The 17,914-nt window shown below is 71.5% G+C and carries 14 protein-coding genes; 4 read left to right on the top strand and 10 right to left on the bottom strand.

Annotated features, from left to right (window positions below; genetic code table 11):
• Positions 1 to 129: 129 nt before the first annotated feature.
• The 4 genes from FYX01_RS16015 to FYX01_RS16000 form a co-directional block, all read right to left on the bottom strand.
• Positions 130 to 1,221: an amino acid ABC transporter permease gene (locus tag FYX01_RS16015; protein WP_150242136.1), complete on the bottom strand. Its 1,092-nt coding sequence runs from the start codon at positions 1,219 to 1,221 to the stop codon at positions 130 to 132.
• Positions 1,218 to 1,892 (bottom strand): amino acid ABC transporter permease, encoded by a 675-nt coding sequence (locus FYX01_RS16010; RefSeq protein WP_150242134.1) that lies wholly within the window; start codon positions 1,890 to 1,892, stop codon positions 1,218 to 1,220. The genes FYX01_RS16015 and FYX01_RS16010 overlap by 4 nt, the downstream gene beginning before the upstream one ends.
• Positions 1,893 to 1,973: 81 nt before the next feature.
• On the bottom strand, positions 1,974 to 2,831 hold the full coding sequence (locus FYX01_RS16005) for a glutamate ABC transporter substrate-binding protein (RefSeq protein ID WP_150242132.1): 858 nt from the start codon (positions 2,829 to 2,831) through the stop codon (positions 1,974 to 1,976).
• 45 nt (positions 2,832 to 2,876) lie between these two features.
• Positions 2,877 to 3,620, bottom strand: a complete 744-nt coding sequence (locus FYX01_RS16000; protein ID WP_190394350.1) for an amino acid ABC transporter ATP-binding protein — start codon at positions 3,618 to 3,620, stop codon at positions 2,877 to 2,879.
• 321 nt (positions 3,621 to 3,941) lie between these two features.
• On the opposite strand from FYX01_RS16000, the gene miaB reads away from it, so the two are divergent.
• Entirely contained in the window at positions 3,942 to 5,408 is a 1,467-nt protein-coding gene (gene miaB / locus FYX01_RS15995; protein WP_223830501.1) for a tRNA (N6-isopentenyl adenosine(37)-C2)-methylthiotransferase MiaB, read from the top strand.
• Positions 5,409 to 5,520: 112 nt separating this feature from the next.
• Here miaB and miaA read toward each other — a convergent pair whose 3' ends face one another.
• A complete protein-coding gene (miaA, locus tag FYX01_RS15990; RefSeq protein WP_150242128.1) occupies positions 5,521 to 6,522 on the bottom strand; it encodes a tRNA (adenosine(37)-N6)-dimethylallyltransferase MiaA in 1,002 nt (333 codons plus the stop codon).
• A gap of 98 nt (positions 6,523 to 6,620) precedes the next feature.
• On the opposite strand from miaA, the gene dapF reads away from it, so the two are divergent.
• Positions 6,621 to 7,445: a diaminopimelate epimerase gene (gene dapF, locus FYX01_RS15985; protein ID WP_150242126.1), complete on the top strand. Its 825-nt coding sequence runs from the start codon at positions 6,621 to 6,623 to the stop codon at positions 7,443 to 7,445.
• A 21-nt stretch (positions 7,446 to 7,466) separates the two neighbouring features.
• Here the strand turns inward: dapF and FYX01_RS15980 are convergent, their stop codons facing one another.
• The 4 genes from FYX01_RS15980 to aceB all read right to left on the bottom strand — a co-directional run bounded on the left by FYX01_RS15980 (position 7,467) and on the right by aceB (position 13,368).
• A complete protein-coding gene (locus FYX01_RS15980; protein ID WP_150242124.1) occupies positions 7,467 to 8,831 on the bottom strand; it encodes a (Fe-S)-binding protein in 1,365 nt (454 codons plus the stop codon).
• Between the two features lie 26 nt (positions 8,832 to 8,857).
• On the bottom strand, positions 8,858 to 10,081 hold the full coding sequence (locus FYX01_RS15975; RefSeq protein ID WP_150242122.1) for an FAD-binding oxidoreductase: 1,224 nt from the start codon (positions 10,079 to 10,081) through the stop codon (positions 8,858 to 8,860).
• 44 nt (positions 10,082 to 10,125) lie between these two features.
• The gene (locus tag FYX01_RS15970; RefSeq protein WP_150242120.1) at positions 10,126 to 11,616 is read right to left on the bottom strand and encodes an FAD-linked oxidase C-terminal domain-containing protein; all 1,491 of its coding nucleotides are present in this window, start codon (positions 11,614 to 11,616) and stop codon (positions 10,126 to 10,128) included.
• Positions 11,617 to 11,763: 147 nt separating this feature from the next.
• Positions 11,764 to 13,368, bottom strand: coding sequence for a malate synthase A (gene aceB, locus FYX01_RS15965; protein ID WP_150242118.1), 1,605 nt, complete (start codon positions 13,366 to 13,368; stop codon positions 11,764 to 11,766).
• A gap of 341 nt (positions 13,369 to 13,709) precedes the next feature.
• On the opposite strand from aceB, the gene hflX reads away from it, so the two are divergent.
• Both hflX and FYX01_RS15955 read left to right on the top strand, forming a co-directional pair.
• Complete coding sequence (hflX, locus tag FYX01_RS15960) at positions 13,710 to 15,245, top strand: GTPase HflX (protein WP_150242116.1); 1,536 nt, start codon at positions 13,710 to 13,712, stop codon at positions 15,243 to 15,245.
• Positions 15,246 to 15,698: 453 nt separating this feature from the next.
• Positions 15,699 to 16,907 carry an amidohydrolase family protein gene (locus FYX01_RS15955; protein WP_150242114.1) on the top strand — a complete coding sequence of 403 codons (1,209 nt, stop codon included), beginning with the start codon at positions 15,699 to 15,701 and terminating at the stop codon, positions 16,905 to 16,907.
• 9 nt (positions 16,908 to 16,916) lie between these two features.
• Here the strand turns inward: FYX01_RS15955 and holA are convergent, their stop codons facing one another.
• Positions 16,917 to 17,879, bottom strand: coding sequence for a DNA polymerase III subunit delta (holA, locus tag FYX01_RS15950; RefSeq protein ID WP_150242112.1), 963 nt, complete (start codon positions 17,877 to 17,879; stop codon positions 16,917 to 16,919).
• Positions 17,880 to 17,914 lie beyond the last annotated feature (35 nt).

Here is a 17,914-nt window from a genome sequence, read left to right as displayed (position 1 = left end):
CCGATCAGATGACATGTCGACCTTAGCCCTCAGGCGCTTGCCTGTGCAGTACCGAGAAGGCCGCGGAGGCGGCGCCGGCCCCGTCCGCGCCTGGGGGCGCGGACGGGGCCGTGTGTCCGGGGGGAGGGGTCAGCCCCGCCCGTCCCGGGGGCCGTCGTCACCGTCGTCACCGGCGTCGTCGTCACCGGGCTCGGCGGGGCCGTCCTCGCGGAGCGTGTCCGGCAGAGGCTCCTGCACGGTGGGCTCCACCGCGACGGTGCCCGCGGCGCCGGTGGACGTGTCGGCCCTCGCCGACACCCCCTCGGTGTCCACGGGCTTGGTCGAGGTCCGGCCGCGGCTGGAGTTGCGGCGCTCCAGCCAGATCGCGACCCGGCTCAGGGACAGGTTGATGGCGATGTAGATGAGGGCGCAGATGATCGCCGCGGGGATCACGTTGCCCTCGCGCGTCGCCAGCAGGGTGAAGCTGCGCAGCATCTCGGGGAAGGCGACGATGTAGCCCAGCGCGGAGTCCTTGAGCAGGACCACGAGCTGCGCGACGATCGCGGGCATCATCGCGGTGATCGCCTGCGGGATCAGGATCAGCCACATGTTCTGGCTCCTGGTCATCCCGATGGCCTGGGCGGCCTCGGACTGTCCCTTGGGCACGGCGAGGACGCCCGCGCGGAAGACCTCCGCCAGCACGGAGCCGTTGTACAGGGTCAGACCCGTGACCACGGCGGCCAGGGCGGTCACCTGGAAGGTACCGGGGGGGATGGCGAACAGCTGGTAGGCCACGATCGGCAGTGCCATCGTGAAGAAGATCAGGATCAGCAGCGGGATACCGCGGAAGAACTCCACGACGGCTCCGGACGCGACGCGGATCCACCAGCGCTCGGACATGCGCCCGATGCCGAACACCAGGCCGAAGACGATGGCCAGGACCGAGGCGGTCAGGGCGGCGGTCAGGGTGTTCCGCAGGCCCGGGAGGACGTAGTCGGTCCACGTGCCCGGTCGCAGGAACGGCTCCCACTTGTCCGCCGTCCACTCACCGGAGGGATTGACCGCCCAGGTGGCAGGGTCGAACAGGGACGGCCTCTGGCCCCGGAAGTAGTCGTTGAACCCCAGGTACAGGACCGCCAGGCCGATCACGAACAGCACCAGCGTGATGACGGTGTAGACGACGTTGCGCGCACGGGCCCTGGGGCCGGGCGCGTCGAAGAGGACGGATTTCTGCGCGCTCATCGGACCACCGCCACACGCTTGGAGAGCCATCCGAAGAAGTAGCCCGTCGGCAGGGTCAGGATCAGGAAGCCGATCGCGAAGCCGAGGAAGGTCGGCAGGACCGGCGCGACGCCCTGGTCGAACATGAGCTTCATCTCCCGGGACGCCTCCTGGACGCCCAGCCCCGCGACGGAGGCGACGGTCGTGTTCTTGGTCAGCGCGATGAGCACACTGCCCAGCGGGCCGATGACGGCGCGCAGCGCCTGCGGGATGACGATCAGCCGCAGGTTCTGGGTGAAGGTCAGGCCCAGCGAGCGGGCCGCCTCGACCTGGCCGAGGGGGATCGTGTTGATGCCCGCGCGCAGCGACTCGGAGACGAAGCAGGCGGTGTAGGCGGACAGGCCGATCACCGCCCACCAGAAGACGTCCAGCGCGACGGTGCCGGACAGGTGCACGCCGAGTGCGCTGTTCAGCCCCAGTCCGCAGAACAGCAGGACGAGGGTCAGGGGCGTGTTCCGGATGCTCTCGACGTAGGCGGTGGCCAGGCCGCGCAGCAGCGGGACGGGAGAGACCCGCATGGCGGTGAGCAGGATGCCCAGGACGAAGGAGAAGAGGGCACTGAGGAGGGTGAGCCGGACGGTCCATGAGAAACCGTCGACAACCCTGTCGATATTGCTGAGAAAGGCTTCCATGGGTCCCAGCTGGTCAAGGGCCGAGCGGCGGGGCCGGACGGATCCGGCCCCGCCGAGGGGCGTGCGGTCAGAGGAGGGGCCTTACCGGCATTCCTCGATCTCGGGAGTGGACTCCTCGTAGGCGAAGTCGGTCTCGCCGAAGGCGTCCTCCAGGGCCTCGGTGGCGTAGCTCTCGTCCCACATCTTGCTGATGGCCGCGTTGACCTCCTCGCACCGCTCGGTGGAGCCGGCGGGCAGGCCGACGCCGTACTTCTCCTCGCCGAACGGGTTGTTGACCATCCGGTAGGTGTCGGGGTTCTGCGCGGCGAAGCCCGCGAGGATGGTGTTGTCGGTGGTCACCGCGTCGACGGCGCCGTTGCCGAGCAGCGACAGGCACTCGGAGTAGTTGCCGGCCTCGCGCAGTTCGGCGTCGATCTCCATGTCGTCGACGATGTTGTGGGCCGACCGGGATCCGGAGGCCGAGCACAGCACCTTGCCCTCGAGGTCATCCGGGCCCTGGATGTCCTCGTTGCCGGCGTTGACCAGGATGTCCTGCTGGGCCACGTAGTACGGGCCGGCGAAGTCGACGACCTGGCGGCGCTCGTCGGTGATCGAGTAGGTGGCGATCACCATGTCGACGGTGCCCTGCTGGAGGAAGGACTCGCGGTTGGCGGAAGCGGCCTCGGCCCACTCGATCTGCTCGGGGGAGTAGCCCAGCTCACCGGCGATGTAGGTGGCCACGTCCACGTCGAAGCCGACGGGGGCGTCGCCTTCGAGCAGGCCCAGGCCGGGCTGGTCGTACTTGACGCCGATGGTGATGGTCTCACCGCCGCCGTCACCGCCACCGCTGTCGTCGCCGCCACCGCCACCGCCGCCGACGTCGGCGGTGCCGCAGGCGCTGAGGGCGAAGGCCAGGGCCGCGGTGCCGCCCAGGATGCTACTGATGCGACCAACTCGCATGTTGGGGTACCTCTTCCTTGGTTCGTGCGAAGAACGCGGGGAAAGCTAGTGGGTCAGGATCTTGGAGAGGAAGTCCTGGGCCCGTTCGGACCGGGGCTTGGTGAAGAACTCGTCCGGGGTGTTCTCCTCGACGATCTGGCCGTCGGCCATGAAGACGACCCGGTTGGCGGCGCGGCGCGCGAAGCCCATCTCATGGGTGACCACGACCATCGTCATGCCCTCGCTGGCCAGGTCGGTCATGACGTCGAGGACCTCCTGGACCATCTCCGGGTCCAGAGCGGAGGTGGGCTCGTCGAAGAGCAGCACCTTGGGGTTCATCGCCAGGGCACGGGCGATCGCCACGCGCTGCTGCTGGCCGCCGGAGAGCTGCGCCGGGTACTTGTCCGCCTGCTCGCCGATCTGTACGCGGTCCAGCAGCTCCATGCCGCGCTTGTCGGCCTCCGCCCTGCCCGTGCGCAGGACCTTGGTGGGCCCCAGGGTCACGTTCTGCAGCACGGTCTTGTGCGCGAACAGGTTGAACGACTGGAAGACCATGCCCACGTCGCTGCGGAGCCTGGCCAGGCCGCGCCCCTCGGCGGGCAGCGGCTGCCCGTCCAGGGTGATCGTCCCGGAGTCGATGGGCTCCAGGCGGTTGATCGTGCGGCACAGGGTCGACTTGCCGGAGCCGGACGGCCCGATGACGACTACCACCTCGCCGGAGTTCACCGTCATATTGATGTCGCGGAGCACGTGCAGGTCGCCGAAGTGCTTGTTGACGTTCTCCAGCACGACGAGAGGAGTTGAGGTCATGTTCGGAACCTAACGGGTCCATATTGCCGTGTCATCACAAAATCACCGCTCGTCTGCGGAGTAGCAGACTTGTTACGGCGTGATCGGCGAAACTGTTACCCGTTTGGGTGATTAGGTGCGCGTTTGTCGCTCCGTGTCGTGGTTCCGTACTTCAGCGTCTCACACGGCCCCTCCGCAGGGCGCGCGGCCTCCCCGTGTTCCGCGACGCGCCCGTGTCGGCCCGTGTCGGACCGGACGGGCCGACACGGGTGCGCCGACGGGCCCCGCACGGTCCGCGGTACCCGATAGCCTGGGTCCGTGAGCCAGAGTCGTACCTACCAAGTGCGGACCTACGGCTGCCAGATGAACGTCCACGACTCCGAGCGCCTCTCCGGTCTGCTGGAGGACGCTGGGTACGCGCGCGCAGCCGAGGACACCACCGCAGACATCGTCGTCTTCAACACCTGTGCGGTTCGGGAGAACGCCGACAACCGCCTGTACGGCAACCTCGGGCACCTGCGCCCGGTCAAGGACGCCAACCCGGGCATGCAGATCGCCGTCGGGGGCTGCCTGGCGCAGAAGGACCGCGGCGAGATCACGCGCCGCGCGCCCTGGGTCGACGTCGTGTTCGGCACCCACAACATCGGTTCCCTGCCCACCCTGCTGGAACGCGCCCGCGTCCAGAGGGAGGCGCAGGTGGAGATCGCCGAGTCGCTGGAGCACTTCCCCTCCACACTGCCCAGCCGCCGCGAGTCCGCCTATGCGGCATGGGTGTCGATCTCCGTCGGCTGCAACAACACCTGCACCTTCTGCATCGTGCCCGCGTTGCGGGGCAAGGAGCAGGACCGCCGTCCCGGCGACGTGCTCGCCGAGGTGCGCGCGCTGGTCGACGAGGGCGTCAGCGAGGTCACCCTGCTCGGCCAGAACGTCAACGCCTACGGCAGCGGCTTCGGCGACCGGCAGGCCTTCTCCAAGCTGCTGCGCGCCTGCGGCGGGGTCGAGGGACTGGAGCGGGTCCGCTTCACCTCTCCGCACCCGCGCGACTTCACCGACGACGTCATCGAGGCCATGGCCGAGACCCCCAACGTCATGCCGCAGCTGCACATGCCGCTGCAGTCGGGGTCGAGCAAGGTCCTCAAGGACATGCGGCGCTCCTACCGCCAGGAGCGCTTCCTGAGCATCGTGGAGAAGGTGCGCGCCGCCATGCCGCACGCCGCGATCACCACCGACATCATCGTGGGCTTCCCCGGCGAGACCGAGGAGGACTTCCAGGAGACGCTGCACGTGGTCCGCGAGGCCCGCTTCGCCATGGCGTTCACCTTCCAGTACTCCAAGCGCCCCGGGACCCCGGCCGCCACCATGGACGGCCAGGTGCCGCCGGAGGTGGTCAAGGACCGGTACCAGCGGCTGGTCGACCTCCAGGACCGGATCTCCTGGGAGGAGAACCAGAAGCTGGTCGGCCGCGAGGTCGAGCTGCTGGTCTCCGAGGGCGGGGGCAAGAAGGACGGCGAGCACCGGCGCCTGTCCGGCCGGGCACCCGACAACCGCCTGGTGCACTTCGCGGTCGGCGACGGCGAGGAGCCGCGCCCCGGCGACACGGTGACCGTGGAGGTCACCTACGCCGCCCCGCACCACCTCGTGGCCGACTCCGGCGTCCGGAGCCTGCGCCGCACCCGTGCGGGTGACGCCTGGGCGGCCCGCAACGGCCGACCGGTGCCGGAGAGGAGGCCGGAGGTGCTGCTGGGCATGCCCGCGCTCGGCGTCCCGGCCGAACAGCCCGCCGCGGCGGGCGGCTGCTGCGAGACCTGACCGCCGCGTGAACGCGGGCGGCCCCCGGCGCACACGCGCCGGGGGCCGCCGTCGTCTCGGGGCGGACGGCCTCGCCCGGACCCGTGTCCGTGTCCGTGTCCGTGGGAGGCGGCTACTCCGCGGTGCGCTGGGAGCTGGGCACCCAGGTGGACACGTCCACCAGGGCTGCTCCGGGCTCCTCCGGGGCCACCGACAGCGCCCGCTCCACCTGTGTCAGGGACCTCTCCACGAGGTCGGGGGCGTCATGGGGCAGCCAGCGCACCCGCGGGTCGCGGCGGAACCACGACTCCTGGCGGCGTGCGAACCGGCGGGTGGCCTGGGCGGTGGCCTCCCTGGCCTCCTCCGCGGACATCTCACCGTCCAGCTGGGCGAGTGCCTGCGCGTACCCGAGCGCGCGCGAGGCGGTCCGGCCCTCCCGCAGCCCCTGCGCGTCCAACTGGCGGACCTCCTCCAGGAGGCCCTGCTCCCACATGCGGTCCACGCGGGTACCGATGCGCTCGTCCAGTTCGGGGCGGGGAGCGGTCAGGCCGATCTGCGTGCACGGGTAGAAGGAGGTGTGGTCCGGCAGGTTCGCGGTGAACGGCTCGCCGGTCAGCTCGATGACCTCCAGGGCGCGTACGATCCGCCGCCCGTTGCCGGGCAGGATGGCGCGGGCCGCCGCGGGGTCGGACTCGGCCAGGCGGGCGTGGAGCACACCCGGGCCGACGTCGTTCAGCTCGCCCTCCAGGCGGGCACGGACCCCGGGGTCGGTGCCGGGGAACTCCAGGTGGTCCAGGACCGACCGCACGTACAGACCCGAACCGCCGACCAGGATGGGGAGGGCGTCGCGGTCGGTGCACTCCTCGACGCGGTCGCGGGCCATGGCCTGGTAGCTGGCCACGTCCGCGGGTTCGCTGACGTCCCAGACGTCGAGCAGATGGTGGGGGACCCCGCGTCTCTCGGCCTCGGTGAGCTTGGCGGTACCGATGTCCATGCCGCGGTAGAGCTGCATGGAGTCGGCGTTGATCACCTCGCCCCGGCGCCCGACGCGCTCCTCCAGCCGCAGGGCCATCTCGACGGCCAGATCCGACTTCCCCGCAGCGGTCGGGCCGACGACCGCGATCACCTTGATCATTCCTCCAGCGTATTCAGCCCGGGGCCTGCCCCGACCCGTCCGGCGCCGGCGGAGGCGCCGGGGACGGGAAGCGGGCGGGGTTGGCGGCCGCACCTAGGATGGTCGGCATGCGATTCGCCAAGGGCCACGGAACAGAGAACGACTTCGTGATACTCCCCGATCCGGAAGGGGATCTCGACCTCACGGAGGAGACCGTCCGCCTGCTGTGCGACCGCCGGGCCGGGATCGGCGGTGACGGCGTCCTGCGTGTGGTGCGCACGCGCGCCTTCGGTGAGACCCTCGCCCCGGCCGCGCGCACGGCCGAGCGCCCCGAGTGGTTCATGGACTACCGCAACGCCGACGGGAGCGTCGCCGAGATGTGCGGCAACGGGGTGAGAGTGTTCGCCCGCTACCTGCTGCACGCGGGACTCGTCCAGGGTGATCGCTTCGAGGTGGGCACCCGTGACGGCGCCAAGGAGGTGCGCGTCGAGGCCGACGGCGACATCACCGTGGACATGGGCTTCGTGGAGGTGCACGGGACCTCCTCCGCCAAGCTGGCCCGGCAGGTGGTGCACGGCACGCAGATCTCCGTGGGCAACCCCCACCTGGCCTGCGAGGTGGCCGGAACCGTCGCGGAGGTGGACCTGAGCGAGCCGCCGGTGCTGGACGGCGAGGCCTTCCCCTCCGGTGCCAACGTCGAGGTGTACGACGAGGTCGCTCCGGGGGTGCTGGAGATGCGCGTGTACGAGCGCGGCTCCGGCGAGACCCGTTCCTGCGGCACCGGGATCGTCGCCGCCGCGATGGCCGCCAGCCCTCCGGGCGAGGCCGCGACCTGGCGTGTGCGGGTCCCCGGGGGCGAGTGCACCGTGCTCCTGGACCTGGACGGCGCGCGGTTGCGCGGCCCCGCCGTCATCGTGGCCGAGGGTGAGACGTCGCTGGTCTGAGCCCTGGGCACTGCTCCCCCGTCAGCTACGTCCGAGGAGCCGCTCCACGGTCAGGCCGCGCAGGGAGGCGTCCAGCACCCGGGCGGTGTGCGTCACGGCGATCGGAGAGCCCGCGCGTTCCATGGCGGCGGCGATCTGCAGCGAGCACCCGGGGTTGCCCGAGACCAGCGCGTCCGCTCCGGTGGAGGCCACGTCCCGGCCCTTGCGGTCGCCCAGTTCGCCGGCGGCCTCCGGCTTGAGGAGGTTGTACACCCCCGCCGAGCCGCAGCAGATGTCCCTGTCGGGCAGGTCGGACACCCTCAGTCCGGGGATGTCCGCGAGCAGGGCGCGGGGCGGCCGGGTGACGCCCTGTCCGTGGGAGAGGTGGCACGCGTCGTGGTAGGCCACGTGCAGGGGGAGGGGACGGCGCTCGGCGCGCGGGCCCAGGTCCACCAGGAACTCGGTGAGGTCCGCGACCCGCTCGGCCAGGGCCCGGCCCCGGCGCACCCATGCCTCGTCGGAGCCCGCCTCTGCCAGGGTGCGGTCGAAGTGCTTCATGCTGGAGCCGCACCCCGCCGAGTTGACCACGATCCGGTCCACGCGCTCGCGTTCGAACACCTCGATCAGGCGCCGGGCGAAGCCGGCGGACTCCTCAAGCCGCCCGGCGTGTCCGGACAGGGCGCCGCAACAGCCCTGATCTCGGGGAACGACCACGTCACAGCCCTCCAGGGCCAGTACGCGCGCGGTCGCGGTGTTGACCTCGGGGAAGAACGCCCCCTGCACGCAGCCCACCAGCATGCCCACCCGGGCCCGCGCCCGTCCGACGGCGGGCACCAGTTCCGGCAGCGCGGGCGGGGGAGGGGACAGCGGCGGTGAGACGCGCTCCATCGCGGCCAGGGACGGGGAGATCCGCTCCAGCAGCCCCGACCGCCGTACCAGCGAGGACGCACCGCTGGCCTGGTAGGCGCGCAGGGGGCCGCGCAGCAGCCGCAGTCTGCTCCGGTAGGGGAAGAGCGCGAAGATCGCCCCCCGCAGCGCACGCTCGCCCCGGGGGCGGTCGTACTCGGCCTCCACCCGGTGCCGGGTGTGCTCGATGAGGGCGTCGTAGGCCACCCCCGACGGGCACGCGGACACGCACGCCAGGCAGCCCAGGCAGTTGTCGAAGTGTCCGACGGCGGTCTCGGTGAGCACGTCCTCGGTGTGCGTCTGCTCCATCAGGTGGATGCGCCCGCGCGGTGAGTCCATTTCCTGCCCCCACAGCACGTGCGTTGGGCAGGTGGGCAGGCAGAACCCGCAGTGGACGCAGTCGTCGAGGAGGTCGCCGAACAGTCGCTCGCGCTCGTCCGCGGCCTCGTCCGCGGTCCCGCGCTCGGCCTCGTCCGCGGCGCCGGTCGGTAGGTCGGTCACGGGCCCTCCCGGGTACTCGTGGTCTTTCAGATGCCGCCCGCGAAACGCCCGGGGGCCAGTCGGCGGCCGGGGTCGAAGGAGTCCTTGACCGCCCGCATCAGCGGCAGTCCGGGGACCTCGCCCCACAGGTCCACCCCGGCGGCGTGGACGCGCGGTTCGGCGCGCAGCAGGGTCATCGACCAGTCGGGGACGGAGCGTACGCCGTCGACCACCGTTCCCACCGCCTCGGCTCCGGTGCCCCGGGGGAAGGACACGTACAGCGCGCCCGCCGGGAGGGAACCGGTGACGTGCGCGGCCGCGTTCACCGCGCCGGAGAGCTCACCCACCCATGCGGCGGCCCGGACGCTCTCGGCGGGAGGCACCGACACCAGGGCGAGCGTGCCCTCCGTGGGCAGCACGCCCCAGCCTCCGGGCAGGGCGTCGGCCACCTCCGGGTCCGAGCCCAGGAGCCGGGCGGTCTCGGCCACCCGGGGCCCGACGCCGCCCGGAGTCCCCTCCAGTACCACCCGCAGGTGTCCCGGCCCCTCCGGAGGCCGGTCCAGTTCCACCGCCGAGGGCACCACCGTGCTCCGCCGCAGCGCCGCCAGCGTCCGCTCGGCGTGCTCCCGGGAGGGCATCGCCCGGCCCACCACACGCAGGGCCGGAGGGAGCGGGTGCAGGCGCAGGGCCACCGAGGCGACCACGCCCAGGGTGCCCAGACCGCCGGTGTGCAGCTTGGCCAGGTCGTACCCGGCCACGTTCTTGACCACTCGGCCGCCGCTGCGTGCCACCACCCCGTCGGCGCGTACCACCGTCATGCCGATGACCAGGTCGCGCAGCGCCCCGCTGAGCAGGCGGCGCGGACCGCTCACACCCGTGGCGACCATCCCGCCCACGGTGCCGCCCGTGCGCACCGGGTCCATGGACAGCCGCTGTCCGGCGGCGGCCAGCACCCCGTACAGCTCGGCCACGGGGGTGCCCGCGCCGACCTCCACCACCAGGTCGCCCGCGATGTGCTCGATCCAGGACAGGCCGGTGGTGTCCACGAGGAGGTCCAGGCGGCGGGGGACGCCGCCCCAGTCCAGGGCCGTGCCGTTGCCGCGCGCGACGACGGACAGCCGCTCCCGCGCGGCGGCCGCCATGACCCGTCCCAGCGCCTCGGTGCCGTCGGGGCGCGCCACGTGCGCGGGGACCAGACCGCCCACCGCGTCGGCGCGGGTCCCCTCCCGCAGGGCTCGGCCCCCGGTGCCCGACTCCCCGGCGAGTGTCAACGTGTCTCCCCACTCTCGTGTCCTGCCCGGCGTGCCCCCGCTGCTCAGAACTGCTCGGCCACTCCCGACTCCACCAGCGGGTGCACCTTCCGGTGCACGCCGGGTTGCTCACCGCACAGGCGCGGGGTGGGCAGCAGCTTGTCCGGGTTGGCGATCCCGTCCGGGTCCAGGGCCCGGCGGAACAGGTCGAAGGTGGCCAGGTCGTCGGGTCCGTACATGCGCGGCATCTTGCACGCCTTGTCCACGCCCACACCGTGCTCGCCGGTGATGGACCCGCCGTGTTCGATGCACAGGTCCAGGATGGCCCCGGAGACCTCCTCGGCCCGTTCCTCCGCGCCGGGCTCGGCGTCGTCGAACAGCACGAGCGGATGCAGGTTGCCGTCCCCGGCGTGGAAGACGTTGGCGACGCGGATGCCGCTGGCGGCCGACAGTTCGGTGATGCGGCGCAGCACCTCGGACAGGGCGGTGCGCGGGACGACGCCGTCCTGGACGATGTAGGCGGGGCTGATCCGGCCGACGGCGGCGAAGGCCGACTTGCGGCCCTTCCAGATCCGGGCGCGCTCGTCGGCTCCGGTGGCGGTGCGGGTCTCGAAGGCGCCCGCCTCCGAGCACAGCCGGGTGACCTCGGCGAGTTGGGCGTCGACCTCGGCGGCGGGCCCGTCCAGTTCCACGACCAGCACGGCGGCGGCGCCTTCGGGGTAGTCGCAGGCCACGGCCCTCTCGGCGGCCTCGATGGCCAGTGCGTCCATCATCTCGATGGCCGAGGGCAGCACCCCGGCGGAGATGATCGAGCTGACCGCCCGCCCGCCCGCGTCCATCGAGGCGAACGCGGAGAGCAGGGTGACGGTCCGCTCCGGCGACCGGGTGAGGCCGACGGTGACGCGGGTGGCCACGCCCAGGGTGCCCTCGGAGCCGATGAAGGCCCCGATGAGGTCGTAGCCGTGCGCGCCGGGGCTCTTGCCGCCCAGGCTCACCAGTTCGCCGGAGGGGGTGACGATGTCCAGGCCGCGCACGTGGTTGACGGTGAACCCGTACTTGAGGCAGTGGGCGCCGCCGGAGTTCTCGGCGACGTTGCCGCCCACGGAGCACACCTGCTGGCTGGAGGGGTCGGGGGCGTAGTGGTAGCCGTACGGCGCGGCGGCGCGGGTGACGTCGAGGTTGGCCACGCCGGGTTCGACGACGGCGCACTCGTTCTCGACGTCGATCTCCAGGACGCGGCGCATACGCGAGGTGACGAGCAGGACGCCCTCGGCGTGGGGGAGTGCTCCCGCCGACAGGCCGGTGCCCGCCCCGCGCGGGACGAAGGGCACGCCGTTCTCGGCGCACAGGCGCACGACGGCGGCGACCTGGTCGGCGGTGGTGGGCAGCACGACGACGCCGGGGACGGCGCGGTGGCGGGTGAGGCCGTCGCTCTCGTAGGTGCGGCGCCGGGCGGTGTCGGTGAGGACGCCGTCCTCGCCGCAGATCCGGCGCAGCCGCGGGACGAGCGCGGCCACGCCGGCCTGGTCCCTCGTCGAGGTCGCGCTCTCGGACATGGAGGCCTCCCGGTTCCACCGGCGCCGACACGGCTGGTCCCGCCCTCGCCGGATGCGAGCTCGCAAGGCGAAAGTACGACCGTGCCCCCTGCCGAGGCAAGGGGCACGGTGGACATCATTTTCCGTTTTGTGGAATTTGTGTCGGAATTACGGCATGCGCTCGTAGGCGGGAAGCGTCAGGAAGTCGACGTAGTCGTCGGCGAGGGCGACCTCGGTGAACAGCTCGGTGGCCTGCTTGAACAGGGCCTCGTCGAAGTTCTGGCCCAGGGACTCCCGGATGGCCGCCAGCTCCTCGTCGATGATCTCCTTGACCAGGTCGGCGGTGACCTTGGGGCCGTTGTCGAGGGTGATGTCGTTGTGCAGCCACTGCCAGATCTGGGAGCGCGAGATCTCGGCGGTCGCGGCGTCCTCCATCAGGTTGTGGATGGCCACCGCGCCGTTGCCGCCCATCCACGACGCCAGGTACTGCAGGGCGACGTTGATGTTGCCGCGCAGACCGGCGAGGGTGACACCGCCCGGGGTCCGGCTGACGGCGAGCAGGTCGGCGGCGGACACCTCCACCTCGGGGCGCTGCTTGTCGATCTGGTTCGGGCGCTCGCCCAGGACGCCGTCGAAGATCTCCATGGCGACCGGGACCAGGTCGGGGTGGGCGACCCAGGAGCCGTCGAAGCCGTCGCCGGACTCGCGGGACTTGTCGTCGCGGACCTTGGCGAAGGCGACCTTGTTGACCTCCTCGTCCTTGCGGGAGGGGATGAAGGCCGCCATGCCCCCGATGGCGTGCGCTCCGCGCTTGTGGCAGGTCTTGACCAGCAGTTCGGTGTAGGCCCGCATCATCGGCGCGGTCATGGTGACGGCGTTGCGCTCGGGGAGCAGGAAGCCGCGGCCGCGGGTGCGGTGGACCTTGATGATGCTGAACAGGTAGTCCCAGCGGCCCGCGTTGAGCCCGGCGGAGTGCTCACGCAGCTCGTAGAGGATCTCCTCCATCTCGAACGCGGCCGGGATGGTCTCGATCAGGCAGGTGGCGCGGATGGTGCCGCGCGCGATCCCCAGGCGCTCCTGGGCCAGGACGAAGATGTCGTTCCAGAGGCGGGCCTCCAGGTGGCTCTCCATCTTGGGCAGGTAGAAGTAGGGGCCCTTGCCCTTGTCGATCTGGCGCTGGGCGCAGTGGAAGAAGTAGAGGGCGAAGTCGACGATGCCGCCGCTGACACGCCGCCCGTCCACGAGGATGTGCTTCTCGTCCAGGTGCCAGCCGCGCGGGCGCACGACGATGGTGGCGAGCTCGTCGTCCTCCTTCAGCGCGTAGGCCTTGCCCTGGGGCGAGGTGAAGTCGACCTGGCGGTCGAGCGCGTCGCGCAGGTTGAGCTGCCCGCCGATCATGTTCTCCCACAGCGGGGTGTTGGCGTCCTCGAAGTCGGCCAGCCACACCTTGGCGCCGGAGTTGAGCGCGTTGATGGTCATCTTGCGGTCGGTGGGGCCGGTGATCTCGACCCGCCGGTCCGTGATGCCCGGGGCGGGCGGGGCGACCCGCCAGCCGTCGTCCTCGCGGATGTGCTTGGTCTCGGGGAGGAAGTCGAGGTCGGCACCCGCCGAGATCTGCTCCTGCCGGGCCTCGCGCGCGGCGAGGAGCTCCTGACGGCGCCCCTCGAAGGTGCGGTGCAGCTCGGCGACGAGGGCGAGGGCGTCCTCGGTGAGGATCTCGTCGAACCGTTCGTGGAGGGGACCTGTGATCTCGACCCCGTGCGTGGCGCCCATGGAAAACCTTCCGCAATACGAAATAAGCTTCTGGTATGTGGAAAACTAAGTTACCGTCCGGTTCTTCGGGCGGTCAACGTCGCGCGTGTCTCACATGACCGGGAAGTTTCCCGCTACGGGAAGGTCGTAAAAACTTCTCCGCGTGAGTTCTCGGGTTCTTGGCCGGAGGTGACGCGGATCCGCCCCGCGTCCGCGCGCGGTGCCGTGCTCCGCCGCGCGTCCTGCGATAATTCAGGTGCCCCGGCGAAGACGAGGTGTCACCATCGACTCGACAGGGCACCGCCACGGCCCGGCCACGGGAAGAATCACGGTGGCGATCACGTTGACCCACCTGGAGGGATATGAATACAGCTGACACCCGCGGAAGCGCCCGTCACGGCCACGAGGCCGAGGACGCGTTCCGCGAGGCGATCACCGTCGGGGACGGGGTCAACGCAACAGACGCGTCCCGCGAGGCCCAGGCCACCGGCGGCGACCGCTACGACGACCCGAACAACGCCCCCGACCAGGGCGAGATGGAACTCGCCGAGCGTCACGCGCTGCGCCGCGTGCAGGGGCTTTCCACCGAGCTCACCGACGTCACCGAGGTCGAGTACCGGTCCCTGCGGCTGGAGCGCGTCGTCCTCATCGGCGTGTGGACCAGCGGGACCCAGACCGAGGCCGACAACTCGCTCGTCGAGCTGGCGGCCCTGTCCGAGACCGCGGGCGCCCTCGTCCTCGAAGGCCTCACCCAGCGCCGCTCCAAGCCCGACCCCGCCACCTACGTCGGCAAGGGCAAGGCCGCCGAGCTGCACGACGTCGTGGAGGCCACCGGCGCCGACACCGTGATCTGCGACGGGGAACTCACCCCGGGCCAGCTGCGCCAGCTGGAGGACGTGGTCAAGGTCAAGGTGATCGACCGCACCGCCCTGATCCTGGACATCTTCGCCCAGCACGCGCGTAGCAGCGAGGGCAAGGCCCAGGTCGAGCTCGCCCAGCTCAGCTACCTGCTGCCGCGACTGCGTGGCTGGGGTGACTCCCTGTCCCGTCAGGCGGGTGGCTCCGGCGGCGGATCCGGCGGCGGCGTGGGCCTGCGCGGTCCCGGTGAGACCAAGATCGAGACCGACCGCCGACGCATCAACGACAAGATGGCCAAGCTGCGGCGCCAGCTCGCCCACATGCGCACCGCGCGCGAGGTCAAGCGCGACGTCCGCCGCACCCGCGAGGTGCCGTCCGTGGCCATCGCCGGGTACACCAACGCGGGCAAGTCGAGCCTGCTCAACCGGCTGACCGGCGCCGGCGTCCTGGTGGAGAACGCCCTGTTCGCCACCCTGGACCCGACCGTCCGACAGGCGCGTACGCCCGACGGCCGCGGATTCACGCTCAGCGACACCGTCGGCTTCGTCCGGCACCTGCCGCACCAGCTGGTGGAGGCCTTCCGGTCCACCCTGGAGGAGGTCGCCGACTCCGACCTGATCGTGCACGTGGTCGACGGGTCCCACCCCGACCCCGAGACCCAGATCAGCGCGGTCCGCGAGGTGTTCGGCGACATCGACGCCGTCGACGTGCCCGAACTCGTCGTGGTCAACAAGGTGGACGCCGCCGACCCCGACGTGCTCAGGGCGCTGCGTACCCGCTATCCGGACATGGTCGAGGTCTCGGCCCGCACCGGGGAGGGCGTGCCCGAACTGGTGGCGGCCCTGGCCGAGGCGCTGCCCGAACTGGCGCACGAGGTGCGCGCGCTCGTTCCGTACTCCCGGGGCGACCTCGTCGCCCGGGTGCACGAGGAGGGGCGCATCCTCAGCGAGGAGCACACCGCCGAGGGCACGGCGATCCACGCCTTCGTCCCCGAGCCGCTCGCCGCCAAGCTGAACGAGTACACGCCCAGCGCGGTCTGAGAACAGCGTGGTACACCGCGCACCGTGACGGCCGAGGGCCGGGGCGCCCCGACAGGGGTGTCCCGGCCCTCTTGTGTCCGATGGACCGCCCACGCCCCAGGCGTGTCCCACTCGTGCCGTCCGGACGCGTTCGCGGCCCAGCGCGGCTGTTCGTGGCGCTCGTCACCCGGAGTACTCGCGAATCCTGCTCCGGTATGTTCGCATTCGCCGCCAGGAGGAGGTGTACACGGAGTCCGCGGATGGACTACGGTTCTGAAGCACTGGCCGTCAGTGGCCGCTGTTCCGGCGACAGCCGACACTCCCCCACTGTCCGGCACCGCGGCGGCCGTCCGGCTGCCCCCACCGGCTCTGTCGGACCGCTCCAGATACGAGGTCGTCATGCCCGTCCGTGTATCCCACGACCGTGTCCCCCAGCCACAGCGGCGGAGCTGACCGGCGAGGACGGGCGATCCCATGGCGGTAGTACTCCTCAGCAACATCGGACGGCTGTGGACCGGGAACGAGCTGTTCACCAAGGCCGCGCTCCTGATGGACGACGACCGCGTGGCCTGGCTGGGTCCCGCCGCCGAGCTGCCCCAGCGCATCCCGGGCGTGGTGGAGGACCTCACCGACGTCGACGACGTCGTCAACATCGGCGGCGGCATGATCACCCCCGGCCTGGTCGACGCCCACTGCCATCCGGTGTACGCCGGCGACCGCTACGCCGAGGTCAACATGTGGGCCAAGGGCGCGTCCAAGGGGGACATCTTCGCAGCGGGAGGCGGCGTCTCCACGACCGTGACCATCACCCGGGGTACCGACCCGTGGACCTTGTGCAACGCGGTCCGTGAGCGGCTCAGGCACTGGGTGTTGACCGGCAGTACCACGGTGGAGGCCAAGACCGGGTACCACCTGACCAGGGACGGGGAACTGGCCGACGTGCGCCTGCTGCGCTCCCTGGAGGAGGAGCCGGGCATGCCGCGCCTGAACGTCACCTTCTTCCCCGCGCACGGGGTGCCGCCCGAGTTCTTCGGACGTCCCCGGGAGTACGTGGCCGCCGCGGCCTCCTGGCTCAACGACGCCGCCCTGGCCGGGGCCGACGGGGTGGACGTGTACTGCGACAACCAGCAGTTCACCACCGAGGACGCCCACATGCTGCTGGGCGTGGGCCAGTCGGTGGGGCTGCGCACCACGCTGCACGCCTGTTCCCGGCCCCGGCACGGTGCCGTGCGGATGGCCGCCGAGATGGGCTGTTCGTCGGTGGACCTGCTGCACGAGACCGACGAGGAGGACGTCCTGGCGCTGGCCGCCACGCGCACACCGGTGGTGGCCTGCCCGACCACCTCGCTGCACGAGCGCCGCACTCCGCCGGTGCGGACCCTGCTCGACCACGGGGTACCGATCGGCCTGGGCACCGACCACAACCCCGGGCAGTCCGGGACGATGTCGATGCCGCTGGTGATCTCGCTGGCCATCTCCATGTTCGAGATGACGGTCCAGGAGGCGCTGCACGCCGCCACGGTGGGCAGCGCCCGCGCCCTGGGCCTGGGCGACCGCGGTGTGCTCGCACCAGGCAGCCTGGCCGACCTCGTCCAGTGGGACGCCGACCACGAGGGCGCGTTCGCCTGGTCGATGGGCCTGAACACCCTGCGCGTGTGGCAGGGCGGCCGGACCATCCGCTGAGGCGCGGCCTCAGCGCCTGCCGCGTGCCCGGGCGATCTCGATCACGGCGCGCTCCAGCGCGTACTCGGGATCGCGTCCGGCGCCCTTGATGAGCGCGTCGGTCTCGGCGATCACCGCCATGGCCCGGGTGACCCCCGCCGGGCTCCACCCACGGGCCTGCTGGCGCAGGGTACGCAGCTTCCACGGAGGCACCCTGGCCTGCTTGGCCAGCTCCGCCTCGGGGACGCCGCGCGGCGGCTGGGCGGCCACGGCGATCCCGCGCACCGCACCGGCCAGGGCGCTGTTGATCAGCACCGGGGCGGTACCCACCGACAGCGACCAGCGCAGCTGCTCCAGCGCCTCGGGCAGACGGCCCTCCACGGCGCGGTCGGCCACCGTGAACCCGGAGACCTCCGCCCTGCCGGAGTGGTAGCGGGCCACCGCCGCGGCGTCCACCCGGCCCTCGGTGTCGGCGACCAGCTGGGTACAGGCCGCCGCGATCTCGCGCAGCTCGCTGCCGATCGAGTCCACCAGCGCCTGCGCGGCGTCGGCGGTGATCTGGCGCCCGGCCCGGGAGAACTCGTTCCTGACGAAGGCCACCCGCTCGGCGGACTTGCTCGGGCCCTTGCAGTCCACCCGCCGGGCACCCGCCTTGACCGCCGCCTGCAGCAGTGCCTTGCCCTTGTTGCCGCCCGCGTGCGTGAGCACGAGGTTGACGTCGTCGGCGGGGTCCTTGAGGTAGTCGGTGACGGTCGCCGCCAGGTCCTTGGTCAGGTCCTGGGACGAGCGCAGCACCACCACCCGCCGGTCACCGAACAGCGAGGGCGAGGTGACCTCGACGAGCGTGGACATCCCCACCTGGGCGGGCATGAGGTCATGGACGTCCACCTCGGGGTCGGACTCGCGGACCTCCGCGACGATGGCGGCGACGGCCCGGTCGACGAGGAGTTCCTCGTCCCCGACGATGATCGTGAGCAGGGCGGGTGCAGGCATACAACAGAGCATGCCACGCCCCACAGACCAGCCGG

Origin of the sequence: Nocardiopsis quinghaiensis, assembly GCF_008638365.1 — a bacterium.
Taxonomy (GTDB): domain Bacteria; phylum Actinomycetota; class Actinomycetes; order Streptosporangiales; family Streptosporangiaceae; genus Nocardiopsis; species Nocardiopsis quinghaiensis.
The sequence above is the reverse complement of the archived record's forward strand: the minus strand, read 5'-3'. Positions and strand labels throughout refer to the sequence as shown.